At 40.3% G+C, this 16,938-nt stretch carries 15 protein-coding genes and 1 other annotated feature; of the genes, 12 read left to right on the top strand and 3 right to left on the bottom strand.

Annotation, left to right across the window (positions count from 1 at the left end; all coding sequences use genetic code 11):
• Nucleotides 1-18: 18 nt before the first annotated feature.
• Entirely contained in the window at nucleotides 19-225 is a 207-nt protein-coding gene (gene sspI / locus J7E67_RS10920; protein WP_088089203.1) for a small acid-soluble spore protein SspI, read from the bottom strand.
• Nucleotides 226-344: 119 nt separating this feature from the next.
• Here sspI and J7E67_RS10915 point away from each other — a divergent pair, with 119 nt between their 5' ends.
• From J7E67_RS10915 to J7E67_RS10900, 4 genes are all read left to right on the top strand, one after another.
• Nucleotides 345-1,094: a TrmH family RNA methyltransferase gene (locus tag J7E67_RS10915; protein WP_214731864.1), complete on the top strand. Its 750-nt coding sequence runs from the start codon at nucleotides 345-347 to the stop codon at nucleotides 1,092-1,094.
• Between the two features lie 61 nt (nucleotides 1,095-1,155).
• Nucleotides 1,156-1,403, top strand: a binding site (T-box leader).
• Between the two features lie 74 nt (nucleotides 1,404-1,477).
• Nucleotides 1,478-2,515, top strand: coding sequence for a phenylalanine--tRNA ligase subunit alpha (gene pheS / locus J7E67_RS10910; protein ID WP_168245278.1), 1,038 nt, complete (start codon nucleotides 1,478-1,480; stop codon nucleotides 2,513-2,515).
• 51 nt (nucleotides 2,516-2,566) lie between these two features.
• A complete protein-coding gene (pheT, locus tag J7E67_RS10905) occupies nucleotides 2,567-4,981 on the top strand; it encodes a phenylalanine--tRNA ligase subunit beta (protein WP_214731862.1) in 2,415 nt (804 codons plus the stop codon).
• Between the two features lie 266 nt (nucleotides 4,982-5,247).
• A complete protein-coding gene (locus tag J7E67_RS10900) occupies nucleotides 5,248-6,222 on the top strand; it encodes a nuclease-related domain-containing protein (protein WP_214731860.1) in 975 nt (324 codons plus the stop codon).
• 255 nt (nucleotides 6,223-6,477) lie between these two features.
• On the opposite strand, the gene J7E67_RS10895 is transcribed toward J7E67_RS10900, so the two are convergent.
• Both J7E67_RS10895 and rnhC read right to left on the bottom strand, forming a co-directional pair.
• Nucleotides 6,478-6,813 carry a 4a-hydroxytetrahydrobiopterin dehydratase gene (locus J7E67_RS10895; protein ID WP_374197125.1) on the bottom strand — a complete coding sequence of 112 codons (336 nt, stop codon included), beginning with the start codon at nucleotides 6,811-6,813 and terminating at the stop codon, nucleotides 6,478-6,480.
• A gap of 62 nt (nucleotides 6,814-6,875) precedes the next feature.
• Nucleotides 6,876-7,823: a ribonuclease HIII gene (rnhC, locus tag J7E67_RS10890; protein ID WP_214731858.1), complete on the bottom strand. Its 948-nt coding sequence runs from the start codon at nucleotides 7,821-7,823 to the stop codon at nucleotides 6,876-6,878.
• A gap of 107 nt (nucleotides 7,824-7,930) precedes the next feature.
• Between rnhC and zapA the strand changes: the two genes are divergently transcribed.
• The 8 genes from zapA to J7E67_RS10850 all read left to right on the top strand — a co-directional run bounded on the left by zapA (nucleotide 7,931) and on the right by J7E67_RS10850 (nucleotide 16,895).
• A complete protein-coding gene (gene zapA / locus J7E67_RS10885; RefSeq protein ID WP_214731856.1) occupies nucleotides 7,931-8,191 on the top strand; it encodes a cell division protein ZapA in 261 nt (86 codons plus the stop codon).
• Between the two features lie 5 nt (nucleotides 8,192-8,196).
• A complete protein-coding gene (locus J7E67_RS10880; RefSeq protein ID WP_088089195.1) occupies nucleotides 8,197-8,751 on the top strand; it encodes a CvpA family protein in 555 nt (184 codons plus the stop codon).
• Between the two features lie 75 nt (nucleotides 8,752-8,826).
• A complete protein-coding gene (polX, locus tag J7E67_RS10875) occupies nucleotides 8,827-10,545 on the top strand; it encodes a DNA polymerase/3'-5' exonuclease PolX (protein WP_214731854.1) in 1,719 nt (572 codons plus the stop codon).
• Nucleotides 10,546-10,558: 13 nt separating this feature from the next.
• A complete protein-coding gene (locus tag J7E67_RS10870; RefSeq protein ID WP_214731852.1) occupies nucleotides 10,559-12,916 on the top strand; it encodes an endonuclease MutS2 in 2,358 nt (785 codons plus the stop codon).
• Nucleotides 12,917-12,934: 18 nt separating this feature from the next.
• Entirely contained in the window at nucleotides 12,935-13,342 is a 408-nt protein-coding gene (locus J7E67_RS10865) for a DUF350 domain-containing protein (protein WP_214731850.1), read from the top strand.
• A 267-nt stretch (nucleotides 13,343-13,609) separates the two neighbouring features.
• Entirely contained in the window at nucleotides 13,610-15,316 is a 1,707-nt protein-coding gene (locus J7E67_RS10860) for an AMP-binding protein (protein ID WP_214731848.1), read from the top strand.
• A 196-nt stretch (nucleotides 15,317-15,512) separates the two neighbouring features.
• The gene (locus J7E67_RS10855; RefSeq protein WP_214731846.1) at nucleotides 15,513-16,097 is read left to right on the top strand and encodes a fatty acid metabolism transcriptional regulator FadR; all 585 of its coding nucleotides are present in this window, start codon (nucleotides 15,513-15,515) and stop codon (nucleotides 16,095-16,097) included.
• Nucleotides 16,098-16,121: 24 nt separating this feature from the next.
• On the top strand, nucleotides 16,122-16,895 hold the full coding sequence (locus J7E67_RS10850) for an enoyl-CoA hydratase (RefSeq protein ID WP_214731844.1): 774 nt from the start codon (nucleotides 16,122-16,124) through the stop codon (nucleotides 16,893-16,895).
• Nucleotides 16,896-16,938: the final 43 nt, after the last annotated feature.

Raw genomic sequence — 16,938 nt, 5'->3', positions numbered from 1 at the left:
GACAGCCTCACGAAACGATTACTTTAACCCACTCTCAAGGGTTGTAAGCATTTCTTTTTTCTCATCTTCGGATGAATTTTTCCAAATGATTTCAAATAAAACACCAAGACCTGGGAGCATTTTTTCTTCCCCATTTTGAATAGCATCAACAATGGTATCTTCTAATTGATCTTGTGTATTTCCTGAAACATTGTGAACAATGGCATTACGTAAATTTAAATTCATGTATATGCACTCCTTTTTATCCTGTATTTCTTAAATAGTTTTTCTACTTTTGGTTTTATTATGTATTTTTGTTAGGCTATAATTAAAAAATCATCGTTATTGTAAAAGGAGAGCGGGTTTTGAAATATATTGAATCGATAAATAACCCTAAAGTAAAACAGTGGAAAAAGCTTTTAACCAAAAAAGAACGGGATAAGTCAGGAACATTTTTAGTTGAAGGCTTTCATTTAGTGGAGGAAGCGCTAAAACAAGGTGAGCAAATTTTAGAAATCATTGTTTCTGAAAAAGTAGATTTACCTTCCCGCTTCGATACTGGTTCGACGCCAGTAATACAAGTCACGGAAGAGATATCGAATGCATTAACAGATACAGAGGCACCACAAGGAGTTTATGGGGTTTGCCGAATAGCAAATGCTGAAGTAGTAGATGCCAAAACCTTCCTATTTATCGATGCCGTTCAGGACCCAGGAAATCTCGGAACAATGATTCGCACAGCAGATGCAGCAGGGATCGACGCCGTTGTGGTAGGACGGGGAAGTGTGGATATTTACAACTCAAAGGTCCTTAGGTCGGCACAAGGAAGCCATTTTCACCTTCCGATAATAAGAGGCGACCTTCATGAATGGATGGACAAACTTCAGGAAAAAAATATTCCTGTATACGGTACAGCACTTGAAGGGGCATCTGCATATACTGACATTTCCACGGGAGATTCTTTTGCTCTGATTGTCGGAAACGAAGGGAATGGCGTCGGGAAAGACATTCTCTCAAGCACCACAGCCAACCTGTATATCCCGATTTACGGCAAAAGTGAATCCTTAAATGTTGCCGTAGCAACAGGGATTCTGCTCTATTATTTGAAAAAATAGGCGGAAACTAGTTTGACCTTTACAGGGAAATTATTATATAATAATGAACAATATTGAATATTAAAGAACGATGACGGAGAAAAGTACCTTATTTAGTGACCATTTAGGGAGAAAGTGCCGCGACTGAAAGCACTTTTATGGGAGAGATAAGCGAAGTTCACCTCCTGAGTTGGCATCGGGACCATTTTCGCGAACGAAAATGTAAAGATGCACCGGCAGATGCCGTTATCCGAATGAAGCGAACACAATGTTTCTTTACATAACGTGTTTACAAGGGTGGTACCGCGAACTATAAACCTCGTCCCTTTCCAGGGATGGGGTTTTTTTGTTTTTTCATTGGTGCCTGACACCGATTAACCGATTAATATTAAGGAGGAATTGACATGCAAGAACGTTTAAAGGAATTGCAGGAAGAGGCTATTCAAAAAATTGAACAGTCGGTAAGCTTAAAAGAATTAAATGACATTCGTGTTGCCTACCTAGGAAAAAAGGGCCCAATCACGGAAGTACTACGCGGAATGGGAAAGCTTTCTGCTGAGGAGCGTCCAGTTATGGGGGCATTAGCAAACGAAGTCCGTGAAGCGATTGCTGTTAAAATTGAAGCCAAACAAACAGGGTTAGAAGAGGCGGCTGTTTTAGAAAAATTAGCTTCTGAAAGCATCGATGTTACCCTCCCAGGACGACCAGTTAAGGTTGGAAACCACCATCCACTGACAAGAATCATCGAAGAAATTGAGGATTTATTCATTGGCATGGGGTATCAGGTAGCGGAAGGTCCTGAAGTAGAGCAGGATTATTATAACTTCGAAGCGCTTAATTTACCGAAGGGGCACCCGGCCCGCGACATGCAGGACTCTTTCTATATCACAGAAGATATCCTGCTTCGTACCCATACCTCACCAGTTCAAGCGCGGACGATGGAAAAGCACCAAGGCAAGGGCCCAATCAAAATTATCTGCCCAGGAAAGGTGTACCGTCGTGATAATGATGATGCGACACACTCCCATCAATTTATGCAAATCGAAGGCCTTGTGGTCGGTGAGAACATCCGCATGAGTGACCTTAAAGGAACATTAGAAGTTTTTGCGAAAAAAATGTTCGGCGAAGATCGTGAAATCCGCCTGCGTCCAAGCTTTTTCCCATTTACTGAACCTTCAGTAGAAATGGATATTTCTTGTAAAATCTGCGGCGGTCATGGCTGTAGCGTTTGTAAGCGAACAGGATGGATCGAAATTCTCGGTGCCGGTATGGTCCATCCTAACGTTCTTGAGATGGCTGGATATGACTCTAAAAAATACACTGGCTTTGCTTTCGGTATGGGACCAGAGCGGATTGCGATGTTAAAGTACGGTGTGGATGATATCAGACATTTCTATACAAATGATGTTCGTTTCTTAAAACAATTTTCAAAACACGAGTGAAACTGAATGCTTCAACCCGTTGAAGCTGGATAATAAAAGGAGGATGACGACATGTTCGTTTCATATAAATGGCTCCAGGATTATATTGATTTAACTGGAGTAACAGCAGCTGAATTAGCTGAAAAAATTACAAAAAGCGGTATTGAGGTCGAAGGAGTAGAAATCCTTAACGACGGCATCCAAGGCGTAGTCGTTGGTCATGTCCTTGAACGAGAGCAGCACCCAAATGCTGATAAATTAAGTAAGTGTCTTGTTGATGTCGGCGGGGAACAACCGGTCCAAATTATTTGTGGTGCTCCGAATGTGGCCCAAGGTCAAAAGGTTGCAGTGGCCACAGTTGGCGCAGTTCTTCCAGGTAATTTTAAAATTAAACGGGCGAAACTACGTGGCGAAGAATCAAACGGAATGATTTGTTCGCTTACTGAGTTAGGGATGGAAGGAAAAGTTGTACCGAAAGAATATTCTGAAGGAATCTTTGTTTTTCCAGCAGATGCTGAAGTGGGTGTTGATGCACTTGCCATGTTAAATCGAGACGATGAGATCCTTGAACTGAGCTTAACTCCAAACCGTGCGGATTGCTTAAGCATGCTAGGAGTTGCCTATGAAGTGGCGGCAATCCTTGGAAGAGAAGTTAAACTTCCGGAAACGAACCTTCAGTCTGCAACTGAAAAAGCATCTGATTATGTAAAAATTGTCGTTGAGGCAAAAGAAGATAACCCATTATATGTGGCAAAAATCATTGAAAATGTAAAAATCGGCCCATCACCGTTATGGATGCAAACGCGCTTAATGTCAGCTGGGATTCGTCCACACAATAATGTGGTTGATATTACTAACTATATTCTTCTTGAATACGGTCAGCCGCTTCATGCGTTTGATTATGACCGCTTAGGTTCAAAAGAAATCCTTGTCCGCCGTGCAGCAGATGGGGAGAAATTTGTCACGCTCGATGATGTAGAACGCACACTTACAGCTGATCATTTAGTCATTACAAATGGAACTGAACCTGTTGCTCTTGCTGGTGTTATGGGGGGAGCAAATTCAGAAGTAATTTCAGACACAACGACTGTTTTACTTGAATCAGCTTACTTTAACGGGGCTACGATCAGAAAAGCTTCGAAAGATCATGGTTTAAGAAGTGAAGCGAGCGCTCGGTTTGAGAAAGGTGTCGACCCGAATCGTGTTCGTGCTGCTGGAGAGCGTGCCTCCTATTTAATGGCAAAATACGCGGGCGGTGAAGTATTAGAAGGTGCTGCTGAGGCAGACACAATGACGGTTGAGCCGGCAGTTGTTTCGATAACTTTAGAAAAAATTAATCGTGTTCTTGGTACAGATCTTGTGATGAAGGACGTGAAGGAAATTTTTGATCGTCTTCAATTCGGTGTAAGTATTGAGGAAGATACCATCACCGTAACGGCACCAACACGCCGCGGCGATATTAAAATAGAAGAAGATTTACTGGAAGAAGTAGCTCGCCTTTTTGGTTATGATAATATTCCAAAAACGTTGCCGATTGGATCAACTACACCAGGTGGTTTGTCTGAGTATCAGAAAAAACGCCGTGTGGTTCGTCAATATCTTGAGGGTGCCGGCTTGTACCAAGCTGTAACGTATTCCCTAACTAGCGAGGAGAAAGCAGCACAATTTGCGCTTGAAAAGCGGGATACGATTCGTCTTTCGATGCCAATGAGTGAAGAGCGCAGCATTCTTCGTTTGAGCATCATGCCACAGCTTTTGGAAGTATTAAAATATAACAGTGCTCGCCAAAACGATAGTTTGGGTGTATATGAAACAGGTGCGGTGTTCTTAGCAAATGGCACTGACACGCTTCCAACAGAAAAAGAACATTTAGCAGCAGCCGTTACCGGGCTTTGGTCCAGTCATTCTTGGCAAGGGGAGAAGAAGGTTGTTGACTTCTTCGTTGTTAAAGGCATTTTAGAAGGAATGTTTGCTAAACTCGGACTGATTGAACAAGTTCAATTTGTGCAGGCACAGGTAGACGGCATGCACCCTGGCCGTACCGCAGAAATTCACCTAAACGGTGAGAAAATCGGCTTTATCGGTCAAGTCCACCCAACTGTTCAAAAAGACCTGGATTTGAAAGATACCTATGTATTTGAACTTTCACTAAAAGCAGTACTTGAAGCTGATACTCCGGCATTACAATACGAAGCCATCCCTCGCTTCCCGTCAATCACAAGAGACATTGCCCTTGTGGTAAACAAAGAAACGGTGTCAGGCACCCTAAAAGAAATTATTTTAACAACTGGTGCACCGCTTCTGAAAGAAGTTAACGTGTTTGATTTATATGAGGGAGACAAGATGGAAGAGGGCATGAAATCGATCGCGTTCTCTTTGAAATATGTTGATCCAGTCCGTACGTTGACTGATGAAGAGGTAACAAAAGTTCACAACCGAGTACTTGACGCCTTGAAAGAAAAGGCAGGAGCTGTTTTAAGAGGTTAAATCAATAGAAGCCAGCCCGAATGTGTAGATTTTCGGGCTGGCTTTTTTTGTGTGTCTGAGGGGGAAATTTTGCTTCGCTGATATATTAAATTTATCGCTGATAAATCGTGCGTAATCGCTGATATATAGGCTTGCTTCGCTGATAAATTAATCATTCGCGCTGAAAAAATAAATAGACAAATATTATTAACAAATTTCGCTAAAATTCGGCAGGGATTTCATTCTTTGGTCAGAATTATATTAGTAAAATGAAAGGGGTGTTAAGTTTGATCATAAAAGCAAGGACAATTCCATTAGTAATTCTAATTTTAGAGGCATTATGCCGGCGTCTCCCTCTAAATTACCCAAAGTATCAGCAAATTTTAGAGGAGCTGGGGAGGAGGCATGCCGGATACAAAGGTGAGGTGAGTCTTGATTATTATTTACGTCTCCTTTCCATTGATAAATACCAGATCCTTCACGATTTAAACCTTCCTGATGGTGACTACAACTGCCAAATTGATACCCTTATCCTCACACCAGAATTCGCCCTAATTATTGAAGTGAAAAATATGACTGGTAAATTAATATTTGATACAGATAATGAGCAGTTTACCCAAATAAACAATGACAAGGAAAAAGGTTACCCTGATCCGATTGCTCAATCAGAAAGGCATAAAGAGTATATAGAAAAACTGATGGCAGAACATAAATTTCCTAAAGTTCCAGTTGATTATCTAGTAGTTATCAGCAATGGATATGCTTCATATGTCATCACCGGGAAAAATGCTCATAAAGTGAAGCCGCGAATATGTAAGTCAGATGCTTTCATAAATAAAATTCAGTTTTTTGAAAAACAATATACTAATCCTCTCCTTCGTGCGAAAGATCTCCGAAAACTAAGCCGACTCCTTGTAAAGATGAATAAGGTACCGACAAGCTATATTTTGAATAAGTATGGAATTAACAAAGCGGATTTATTAACCGGTGTTTGCTGCCCTGACTGCAATTATGTTCCACTTATTCGAGTGAAAAAGAAATGGTACTGCTCTTCATGCGATAAATTTTCAAAAGATGCTCATATTAATGCCCTGAGAGATTACTTTCTCCTCTTTGATTCGAAAATTACAAATAAGCAGTTTCGTGAGTTTGCGCAAATAAAATCACATGATACAGCAAAAAGATTACTGCTTTCTGTAAATCTGAATTTTTCGGGAACAAAAAAGGGACGCATTTACTTTCCGAAGACTTTACCATGGTAAACTTCCATTTCGCTGATAAAAATTTATAATCGCTGATATATCGGATTTATCGCTGATAAATGGTTCGGAATCGCTGATAAAACTCTATTTTTCGCTGATATAATTAAAAATTTCTATTATGGTAGTAAATTTGTGCATTTTTTATGAGAATTTGCTTTTTAAAAAGAGTAAATATCATATTTTTAAGAAAAAATCGTTAAAAATCACAAAAAGAGATTGCACCAAAGGGCAACCTCCTTCAAATTCCGCATTAAATTATATTTTCTCAAAAATGAGGTCATAGTTTTTCGCTAAGACCATGTCTAAATCGGTCAATCCGCCTGCATTCCATGAGGTTAGTCTAAGTGTCACTAATTTATAATCGATCGCAATAAATGGGTGATGATTTTTTTCTTCCGAGAGCTGGGCAATGACATTTACGAACGCCACGCCTTGTAAAAACTCACGGAAGCGGTACTTTTTCACGATGAATTTTCCGTCCAGTTTCCAGCCTGATAATCCCGCAACAGCGGTAGTAATCTCCGCTTCACTTAGTCGATTTGCCACCACTATCCCTCCAAACACCGTTTCTATTATATCGATTTGCCACACTAAATCCCTCCAAAAACCGTTTCTATATATCTATTCTATTTGCAACAACCCCAAAAAACATGTCAATTTCGTTTTTTATTAACAAGCGCCATCGCTTTATAGGTATTGGCAAAGTGAAGCTTAACAAAAGACGGAAGGATGTCGCGGCCTTTGCTCATAATCAGCTTTGCTGCAGCTACATCCACCTGTGCCCCGGCACCTTTTGGAATCTTAAAGTCGGCAGCCTCGCTAAGTTTATCGATATATTGGATAAAGGCATAGCGGGCGAGAATACTTGCAGCAGCGACAGCTAAATGGATACCTTCAGCTTTCGTACTAAAATAAACATTCTCTTTGGCAATCGCTTTTTGGCTTTTTAAATGCTGAAAATAGGTACTAGCTTGAACAAATTGGTCGATGAGAATCGCCTCAGGTTTCTCAGGTGAAATTTTGTCTAACACATTTAAGATCGCTTGATTATGTAAAATTGCCTTCATTTTCCCTTGCGACATGCCCGACTGCTGGACCTGATTATATTTTTCGTTTTTTAACGTCATCAAACTAAATGGAATAATATCTTTAATGACCTTTGCGATCGCAATGATTTTTTCATCGTTTAAATCCTTCGAGTCGCGCACACCTAATTCTTTTAATAAAGGGATATTTTCCTTTTTCACGTAGGCTGCCACCACTGTAATCGGCCCGAAGAAGTCTCCCGTACCGACTTCATCTGAACCAATAGCAGACATTTGACCGATGCCAGTTGGAAGGTCACCTTTCGCAACAGATTTCGAATGGGAAGAGCTCGGCTTCTTTGAGGACGCGCTTGCACTGCCCCATCTACCTGCCTCTTTTTCACTATCATTTCCCTGAAATAAAACTTTACCTGATTTATAAGCTGTGATCATACAAGCAGACGTTTTCGCTGCAAACACACTTCCAGGGATGTTTTTATCTAATAAATTTTTTCCGTAAAAGTTTCTCATTTCCATTATCTTATTCATTTCTAAATTCAATACAACATTACCCATACTACAAACACCACATTTCTAAATAATATAAAATATGCTTTAACTTTTCCACAGATAACGGTTCATGTTATGATATAGAGTAGGATTCTCTGAATGGAGGCAGGACGTTGTCGAATAATCAAAAAAATAGAACAACCGTAGATATATACGGTCAAGCTTACGTTATTATGGGCACGGAAAGTCCAAGCCACATCCGGCATGTGGCTTCATTAGTTGACAATAAAATGCGCGAAATCAGTTCTAAGAATCCAAATTTAGACGCAAGTAAACTCGCCGTTTTAACAGCCGTAAATGCAGTCAATGATTATCTCAAAATGAAAGACCAATTAGATCGGCTCCAATCAGAACTACTAAAAGAAAAGGACTAAAAAATATGTTGGATTTAGCAATTATCATCTTTTTAATTATTGGATTCTTTGTAGGCCTAAAAAGAGGCTTAATACTGCAGCTTGTTCATTTAATAGGTTTTATTATTGCATATGTAGTAGCAAATTCATACTACGAACAGTTAGCACCCAAGTTAACATTATGGATTCCTTATCCAAACTTTGGAAATATTGCTACATTAAAACTTCTAACTGATAGCAGTAATATGGAGGCAGCTTTTTACCGAGCGATCGCCTTTGTTATTATCTTTTTTGCTGTAAAAGTGTTATTGCAAATTATTGGTTCAATGCTTGACTTTATTGCCCATTTGCCAGTACTTAGGCAGTTAAATGTTTGGGCAGGAGGCCTTTTTGGTTTCATTGAAGTATATTTAGTTATTTTTATTTTATTATATATTTCAGCCCTGGTACCAATTGAATTTTTACAAAATGCTTTGGATCATTCGATTATGGCAAAAGCAATTGTGAATCACACTCCTATCCTTTCACAGCAAATAAAGAGCATGTGGATTGAATATACAGCTGCTTTAACTTCTCTGTAGCAGAGAAGTTTTTCTATTCATGCCTTAAAGTAGGATAAAATGAAAATGCTAAATAGTAGGTAGGTGGATAATTAAATGGAAGTTAATAAAAAAGAAATCATTCGTTTGCTGGAAACGATTGCGGTTTATATGGAGTTAAAGGGGGAAAACCCTTTCAAGGTTTCAGCCTTTCGGAAAGCGGCTAACGCATTGGAAACCGACGAACGCGACGTAACAGAGATTGAAGACTTTACCGCCATATCTGGAATCGGTAAAGGCACGGCTGCTGTCATTGATGAATACATAAAGGATGGTACTTCTTCGGTATTAAAGGAGTTGAAGGAGGAAGTCCCAACAGGACTAATCCCGTTATTGCAGCTTCCGGGGCTTGGCGGAAAGAAAATTGCTAAACTATACAAAGAATTAAAGGTCGTTGATGTTTCCAGTTTAAAAGAAGCCTGTGAAGCAGGGCAAGTACAAGCGCTTGCTGGCTTTGGTAAAAAAACAGAAGAAAAAATCCTAAGTGCGATTGCCAATGTCGGCTCAAGACCGGATCGATTGCCGTTAGCATACATGCTTCCGATTGCAGAGCAAATTGAAGCAACATTAACCGAATTACCAGATATTCATCGGTTTTCACGTGCGGGAAGTTTGCGCCGGATGAGAGAGACGATCAAAGACCTTGATTTTATTATCTCCACTAATGAACCTGAACGAGTGCGCGGGCATCTATTGGAATTGCCAAATATAAAAGAAGTGATTGGTGCGGGCGATACAAAGGTTTCGGTAGTTTTTGGATATGATTATGATATTTCCGTTGATTTCCGTCTGGTTAAGCCGGAAGAATTTACAACCACCTTGCACCATTTTACCGGATCAAAAGAACATAATGTCCGGATGCGACAATTAGCGAAGGAACGCGGTGAAAAAATCAGTGAGTATGGCGTGGAAAACGTCGAGACGGGAGAAATTCGCACGTTTTCTTCTGAAGAGGAATTTTTCAAGCATTTTGATCTTCCGTTCATTCCTCCGGAAATTAGAGAGGACGGTAGGGAAGTAGAAACGTTCTCTGCTACTGAGGAATTAATTGAGCTCGAAGATATCAAGGGTGACCTTCATATGCATTCCACTTGGAGTGACGGTGCTCATTCAATCGAACAAATGGCTGAGGCTTGCCGGGCTAGAGGTTATCAATATATGGCGATTACTGACCATTCACAGTATTTAAAGGTGGCAAATGGTCTGACTCGTGAAAGACTGTTAAAACAAAGAGAAGAAATTAAAAAATTAAATGAAAAGTACGACGATTTTCTTATTCTAGCCGGTGTAGAAATGGATATTCTTCCTGATGGCACGCTCGACTATGACGATGAATTCCTTGCTGATATGGATTTCGTTATTGCCTCCATACATTCTGCTTTTTCCCAATCAAAGGAAAAAATTATGGAGCGGCTTAAAAACGCGTTGACGAATGCTCATGTCGATTTAATTGCCCATCCAACCGGGAGAAAAATCGGCCGCCGCGAAGGGTACGATGTCGATATTGATTTACTTATCCAACTAGCCAAAGAAACCAATACGGCGCTAGAATTAAACGCCAATCCTAACCGTCTTGACCTTGCGGCTGAATATTTACGGAGAGCACAGGATGCAGGGGTGAAAATTCTCATCAATACCGATGCTCATAAAATGGATACATTAAAGCATATGGAAATCGGTGTTTCTGCAGCCAAAAAGGGCTGGATCAAAAAATCGTCCGTAATAAATGCACTAGATAAAAATGACCTGCTAGAATTTTTGCATAATCGAGGATAAGGAGGTTATCTCCATGCAAGAAAAAGCTTTAAAGGTATTAGAATTCACCAAGGTAAAAGAGCAACTTTTAGAACATGCTGCTTCGTCACTTGGTAGAAAAAAAATAAAGGACTTAGTCCCCTCCACTGATTTTGATGAAGTGGTCAAACTTCAAGCAGAAACAGATGAGGCGGCAACCGTGTTTCGTGTAAAAGGAAATGTTCCACTCTCAGGTGTCCATGATATTCTTGCACACATCAAACGTTCCGTAATTGGCGGTGTGTTAAGTCCGCATGAACTGGTCCAAATTGCTAGCACCATCCATGCCAGCCGGCAAATGAAACGATTTATTGAGGATTTCGCTGACGAAAGAACAGAAATTCCGATTTTGTCTGAACAAGCAGAGCGGATTATTCCGCTCACCAATCTCGAGCAATCGATCAAACAAGCGATTGATGAAAGCGGCGAGGTGTTAGACAGCGCAAGTGACCTGCTGCGTTCATTAAGGCATCAACTTAGGTCCAATGAGTCACGGGTTCGGGAAAAACTTGAAAGTATGATTCGGTCATCAAATGCCAGCAAAATGCTTTCCGATGCCATAGTCACCATTCGTAATGACCGCTTTGTTATTCCAGTTAAACAGGAGTATCGCGGTCACTACGGCGGAATTATTCATGACCAGAGTGCATCCGGACAAACACTTTTTATTGAACCCCAAGTCATTGTCCAGTTAAATAATCAACTGCAGGATATTCGTGTCAAGGAACAGCTGGAAATCGATCGAATTCTAACAGCACTATCTGCTGAAGCAGCCGAGCATGAGAGCGAACTCAAAGTGATCGTGGAAGTCCTGGCTAATTTGGACTTTATTTTTGCAAAAGCAAGATATGGAAAACGAATAAAAGCATCGATGCCGATTATGAATAATGAGGGGAGAATTGCTTTATATAAGGCAAGACACCCGCTCATTCCGATCGATGAAGTAGTTGCTAACGATATTATGCTTGGGAAAGACTTCACAACTATTGTGATTACTGGCCCGAATACGGGCGGTAAAACAGTTACCTTAAAAACACTGGGATTATGTACATTAATGGCTCAGGCAGGATTGCGGGTTCCGGCCTATGACGGATCTGAACTTGCCGTCTTTGATGCTGTGTATGCTGATATTGGCGATGAACAGTCGATAGAACAAAGTTTAAGTACATTTTCCTCCCATATGGTCAATATCGTCGAAATCTTAAATAGGGTTGATTTTAATAGCCTTGTATTATTTGACGAGCTAGGTGCAGGAACGGATCCACAGGAAGGCGCTGCCTTAGCTATTTCGATTTTAGATGAGGTCCACAAACGCGGGGCAAGGGTGATTGCTACGACCCACTATCCGGAGTTAAAGGCATATGGTTATAACCGTGAGGGTGTGTTGAACGCGAGTGTTGAGTTTAATGTTGAGACATTAAGCCCAACATATAAACTACTGCTTGGAGTACCAGGGCGGAGTAACGCCTTTGAAATCTCGAAACGGCTGGGCTTAAATGAACGGGTCATTCTGGCTGCCCGTTCCCATGTGAGTGAAGATACGAACCAAATCGATAAGATGATTGCATCCTTGGAAGATAGCAAACGGCTGGCAGAAAAAGAGCAGGAGGAAGCCCGCGATTATTTAAAATCTGCTGAAAAGCTTCATCAAGACCTGCAAAACCAACTGATGGAGTTTTACGAGAAAAAAGACTCTATGCTCGAAAAGGCAGCAGAAAAAGCTGGGGAAATCGTGGAAGAGGCGAAAAGTGAGGCCGACAAGGTAATCCGCGACCTGCGTAAAATGAGAACAGAAAAGCACGCAGAAATTAAGGAGCATGAATTAATTGATGCAAAGCGGCGTCTAGAAGGAGCAGCACCGGAAGTACCAAAATCAGCCAAGCTCGCAAATAAGAAAGTGAAAAAGCATACGTATATGCCTGGTGACGAGGTGAAAGTGCTTACCTTTGGTCAAAAAGGCACGCTGGTTGACAGAGTATCTTCGAATGAATGGCAGGTTCAAATCGGAATTCTCAAAATGAAAGTAAAAGAAAAAGACATCGAATATATGAGTACCCCGAAACAAGTAGAAACCAAGCCGATGGCGATTGTAAAAGGTCGGGATTCATTTGTTAAACTGGAGTTAGATCTACGCGGGGAAAGGTATGAAGATGCTCTCCTTAAGGTGGAAAAATATATTGATGATGCCCTGCTATCCAGTTATCCGCGTGTATCGATTATCCACGGGAAAGGTACTGGTGCATTAAGACAGGGAGTTCAGGAATACTTAAGAAACCATCGTCAAGTTAAAAAAATTCGGTTTGGGGAAGCCGGCGAAGGTGGATCAGGCGTAACCATCGTTGAGTTTAAATAATGTCGGGGAGTTTTGGCAATGGACCAGTTTTGGGAGAATGAATATATCCAAATAGCTGCTTATTATAGCGTCGTGATTTTATGCTTGGTTGTCTTTTTAGCTATTTTTGAAATGGTAACCAAATATAAAAATTGGGAAGAAATTAAAAAAGGTAATGTGGCTGTGGCGATGGCAACCGGAGGGAAAATTTTGGGCGTTGCCAATATCTTTCGCTATACGATTGAGCAGAATAATTCGCTGCTTGCGATGGTTGGTTGGGGGATCTATGGCTTTATACTATTAGTAGTCGGTTATTTTATCTTTGAATTTTTAACGCCAAAATTCAAAATTGACGAAGAAATCCAAAAGGATAACCGCGCAGTTGGTTTTATTTCGATGGTTATTTCAATTGGCTTATCGATTGTAATCGGTGCAGGAATTACATAAGGGGAGAATAAAAAAGTGGAGACCTTAGCTAAAGTACTTCTTGGATTATGCGGCTTGTTTTTGCTAATCGGCTTGATCTATATGTTGTTTTTTGCTTAACTCAAAATCATCGCTGAGAGATATCAGCGGTGATTTTTTTTATTCTTACACCGCTAAACGGACGCCTCCGCTTTTCTTGCAACTTCAATTGTTAATTGTCAAATACTGTACTATAATAAAAGAGAAGTGTGAATTTTTAAAATTATCCAAATAGAAAAGGGGGATATTATGTATGAATCAAAACCGTGGCTGGCCCTGTACCCAAAGGAAATTCCCGCCACACTGGAATACACCTCAGAGCCAGTACAGCAATACTTAGTGAATTCTGCTCGGAAATTTCCAGAAAAAGTGGCCATTCATTTTATGGGAAAAGAAATTACCTACATGAAGCTTTATGAAGAAGTAATGAGTTTTGCTGGCTATTTGCAGGGAAACCTTGGCATTTCCAAAGGGGACCGCGTTGCTATTATGCTTCCTAATACACCTCAGGCTGTAATTAGTTATTTTGCAATATTAATGACAGGCGGAGTTGTCGTCCAAACCAACCCATTATATACGGAACGTGAACTTGAATACCAAATGAAAGATTCAGGCGCGAAGGCTATCATCACACTCGACATCCTCTACCCACGCGTATCTAAAGTGATGCCGCAAACAGAATTACAGCATGTAATTGTAACCGCTATCAAGAGCTACTTACCATTCCCTAAAAATCTAATTTATCCCTACATCCAGAAAAAACAATATGGAATTGTCGTTAATGTTCAACACAAAGGAAGCACGCATTTACTTTCGGAAATATTAAAAATGAAACCTCAAAAAGTGAGGAATTATGATTTCAACCCTGAGGAAGATGTAGCACTCCTTCAATATACAGGAGGGACGACAGGATTTCCAAAAGGAGTTATGTTAACACATAAAAATTTAATTGCCAATACAAAGATGTGCCAGGCATGGCTTTACAAATCCAAGCCAGGTGAGGAATCAGTTCTCGGGGTTATCCCGTTTTTCCACGTCTATGGAATGACTACCGTTCTTATTTTATCTGTGTTGCAGGCAAATAAAATGATATTATTACCTAAATTTGATGTTGAGACCACATTAAAAACCATTCAAAAACAGCGCCCGACTCTGTTTCCTGGTGCACCGACGATTTATATTGGAATATTGAATTATACTGATTTAAGAAAATATGATTTATCATCAATTCATTCTTGTATAAGTGGTTCAGCTGCGTTGCCAATTGAAGTACAAGAGCAGTTTGAGGCCGTAACAGGAGGGAAACTAGTTGAAGGTTATGGTTTAACGGAAGCATCGCCTGTAACACATGCGAACTTTTTATGGGATGTACCAAGGGTGAAGGGAAGTATTGGTGTGCCTTGGCCAGATACTGAGGTAAAGATCGTATCGATCGAAACAGGTGAACCCGTTCCAGTAAAGGAAATAGGCGAATTTGCCATAAAAGGTCCGCAAATCATGAAAGGGTATTGGAATCGTCCTGAGGATACTAAGGAAGTCTTACATGATGGTTGGCTGTATACAGGTGACCTTGGTTATATGGATGAACAAGGATACTTTTATGTGGTGGACCGCAAAAAGGACATGATTATTGCAGGAGGTTACAATATATATCCTAGAGAGATAGAGGAAGTATTATATGAACATCCAGATGTTCTTGAAGCGGTGGCAGCAGGTATTCCTGACCAGTACCGCGGAGAAACGGTAAAAGCATATATTGTCTTAAAAGAAGGTTCATCGGTTACCGCAGATGAAATGAACCAATTTTCAAGAAAATATCTTGCTGCATATAAAGCCCCGAGATTATATGAATTTAGAAAAGAATTGCCTAAAACAGCTGTAGGGAAAATTTTAAGAAGGATGCTTGTGGAAGAAGAAAAACAAAAAATAGAAGAAGAAAACCAAAAACATGCATAATTGCTTCCTCTTTTTTTTGACAGATTTAGCCTGTCCCTATGTTGGGAATATGAAAAAGGTATAGAGTATATCTTGACAGATATACGAATAATAACTATTATGAAAATATGAATGATTATTCATTCATATTTTCTTTTATTTAATTAAGATTAACAGTATAAACTGTAACAGAATTTTCTTCAAAGGAGGGATATAGTTGAAAAAAAATAAACCAAAATATATGCAAATTATTGATGCTGCGGTGATTGTGATCGCAGAAAATGGCTATCACCAAGCCCAGGTTTCAAAAATTGCCAAACAGGCAGGAGTGGCTGATGGAACCATTTATCTATATTTTAAAAACAAGGAAGACATCCTTATCTCTCTCTTTGAAGAAAAAATGGGAAGTTTTATTGAAAAAATAGATACAATGATAGCAGGAAAAGGGACGGCGGCAGAGAAATTATTAATGATGATAGAAGCTCACTTTAGTATGCTTTCTGACGACCATCACATGGCGATCGTAACGCAATTGGAGTTACGGCAATCCAATAAGGAATTGCGACTCCGAATTAATGATGTTCTAAAAGGTTACCTAAAGGTAATCGAAAAGATTGTTATTGAAGGCAAAGAAACAGGGGAGTTTTCAATCGACCTCGATATTCGTCTCGCCCGGCAAATGATATTCGGTACAATTGATGAAACCGTTACATCGTGGGTGATGAATGAGGAAAAGTATGATTTGCTTGCACTGGCGTCTCCAGTCCATCGCCTCTTGATCAATGGCTGCGGAAGCCGGTAGAATTTAAAATAGGGGGGAGTTTTTTTGGAATACTTAAAATGGTCCTATCAAGACAGTATTGCCACGATCACAATTGCTCGTCCACCGGCAAATGCCCTTTCTTCAGGTCTTTTAAGGGAATTGTCGACAGTGCTTGATGAAATCGAACCAAACCGTGAAATTAGAGTCCTTGTCATTCACGGGGAAGGGCGGTTCTTCTCGGCTGGGGCAGATATTAAAGAATTTACAACGGTTTCTTCATCTGAAGGTTTTTCTAATCTTGGTAAGTTTGGACAGAATTTATTTGACCGGATGGAAAAATTTCCAAAACCGATCATTGCGGCAATCCATGGTGCGGCGCTTGGCGGTGGTCTCGAACTTGCCATGGCTTGTCACATTCGCCTTGTCAGTGAAACCTCAAAACTCGGTCTTCCGGAGCTGCAACTCGGCTTAATTCCTGGATTTGCCGGTTCGCAGCGTCTGCCGAAATATGTAGGTGTGGCAAGAGCTGCTGAAATGCTGTTCACATCCGAGCCAATTACAGGTATTGAGGCCGTAAAATATGGCTTAGCGAATCATGCCTATGTAGAGGCAGAAGTATTAGAGCAGGCGTATAAGCTCGCTGGAAAAATTGCTAAGAAAAGTCCAGGCTCTATTAAAGCAGCCATCGAATTATTAAATTATGCAAAAACAGAAGAGTTCTATGAAGGTTCGAAAAGAGAATCTGAGTTATTTGGTCAAGTTTTTGTCTCTAGCGATGGTAAAGAAGGCATTCAGGCTTTTATTGAAAAAAGGGAACCACAATTTAAAGGTGAATAAACTTATCTTTGTAGTATAATTGAAAAGGAAGCCCTTTTTTTTT

This window comes from Bacillus sp. ISL-46, assembly GCF_018613205.1.
Note: the sequence above shows the minus strand (reverse complement) of the source record. Positions and strands in the feature narration are given on the sequence as shown.

Excerpts from the sequence above, each read along its gene's own strand:
- sspI (WP_088089203.1), bottom strand. The coding sequence starts at position 225 with ATGAATTTAAATTTACGTAATGCCATTGTTCACAATGTTTCAGGAAAT.
- pheS (WP_168245278.1), top strand. The coding sequence starts at position 1,478 with ATGCAAGAACGTTTAAAGGAATTGCAGGAAGAGGCTATTCAAAAAATT.
- pheT (WP_214731862.1), top strand. The coding sequence starts at position 2,567 with ATGTTCGTTTCATATAAATGGCTCCAGGATTATATTGATTTAACTGGA.
- rnhC (WP_214731858.1), bottom strand. The coding sequence starts at position 7,823 with ATGGGTAATGTTGTATTGAATTTAGAAATGAATAAGATAATGGAAATG.
- J7E67_RS10880 (WP_088089195.1), top strand. The coding sequence starts at position 8,197 with ATGTTGGATTTAGCAATTATCATCTTTTTAATTATTGGATTCTTTGTA.
- polX (WP_214731854.1), top strand. The coding sequence starts at position 8,827 with ATGGAAGTTAATAAAAAAGAAATCATTCGTTTGCTGGAAACGATTGCG.
- J7E67_RS10870 (WP_214731852.1), top strand. The coding sequence starts at position 10,559 with ATGCAAGAAAAAGCTTTAAAGGTATTAGAATTCACCAAGGTAAAAGAG.
- J7E67_RS10865 (WP_214731850.1), top strand. The coding sequence starts at position 12,935 with ATGGACCAGTTTTGGGAGAATGAATATATCCAAATAGCTGCTTATTAT.
- J7E67_RS10860 (WP_214731848.1), top strand. The coding sequence starts at position 13,610 with ATGTATGAATCAAAACCGTGGCTGGCCCTGTACCCAAAGGAAATTCCC.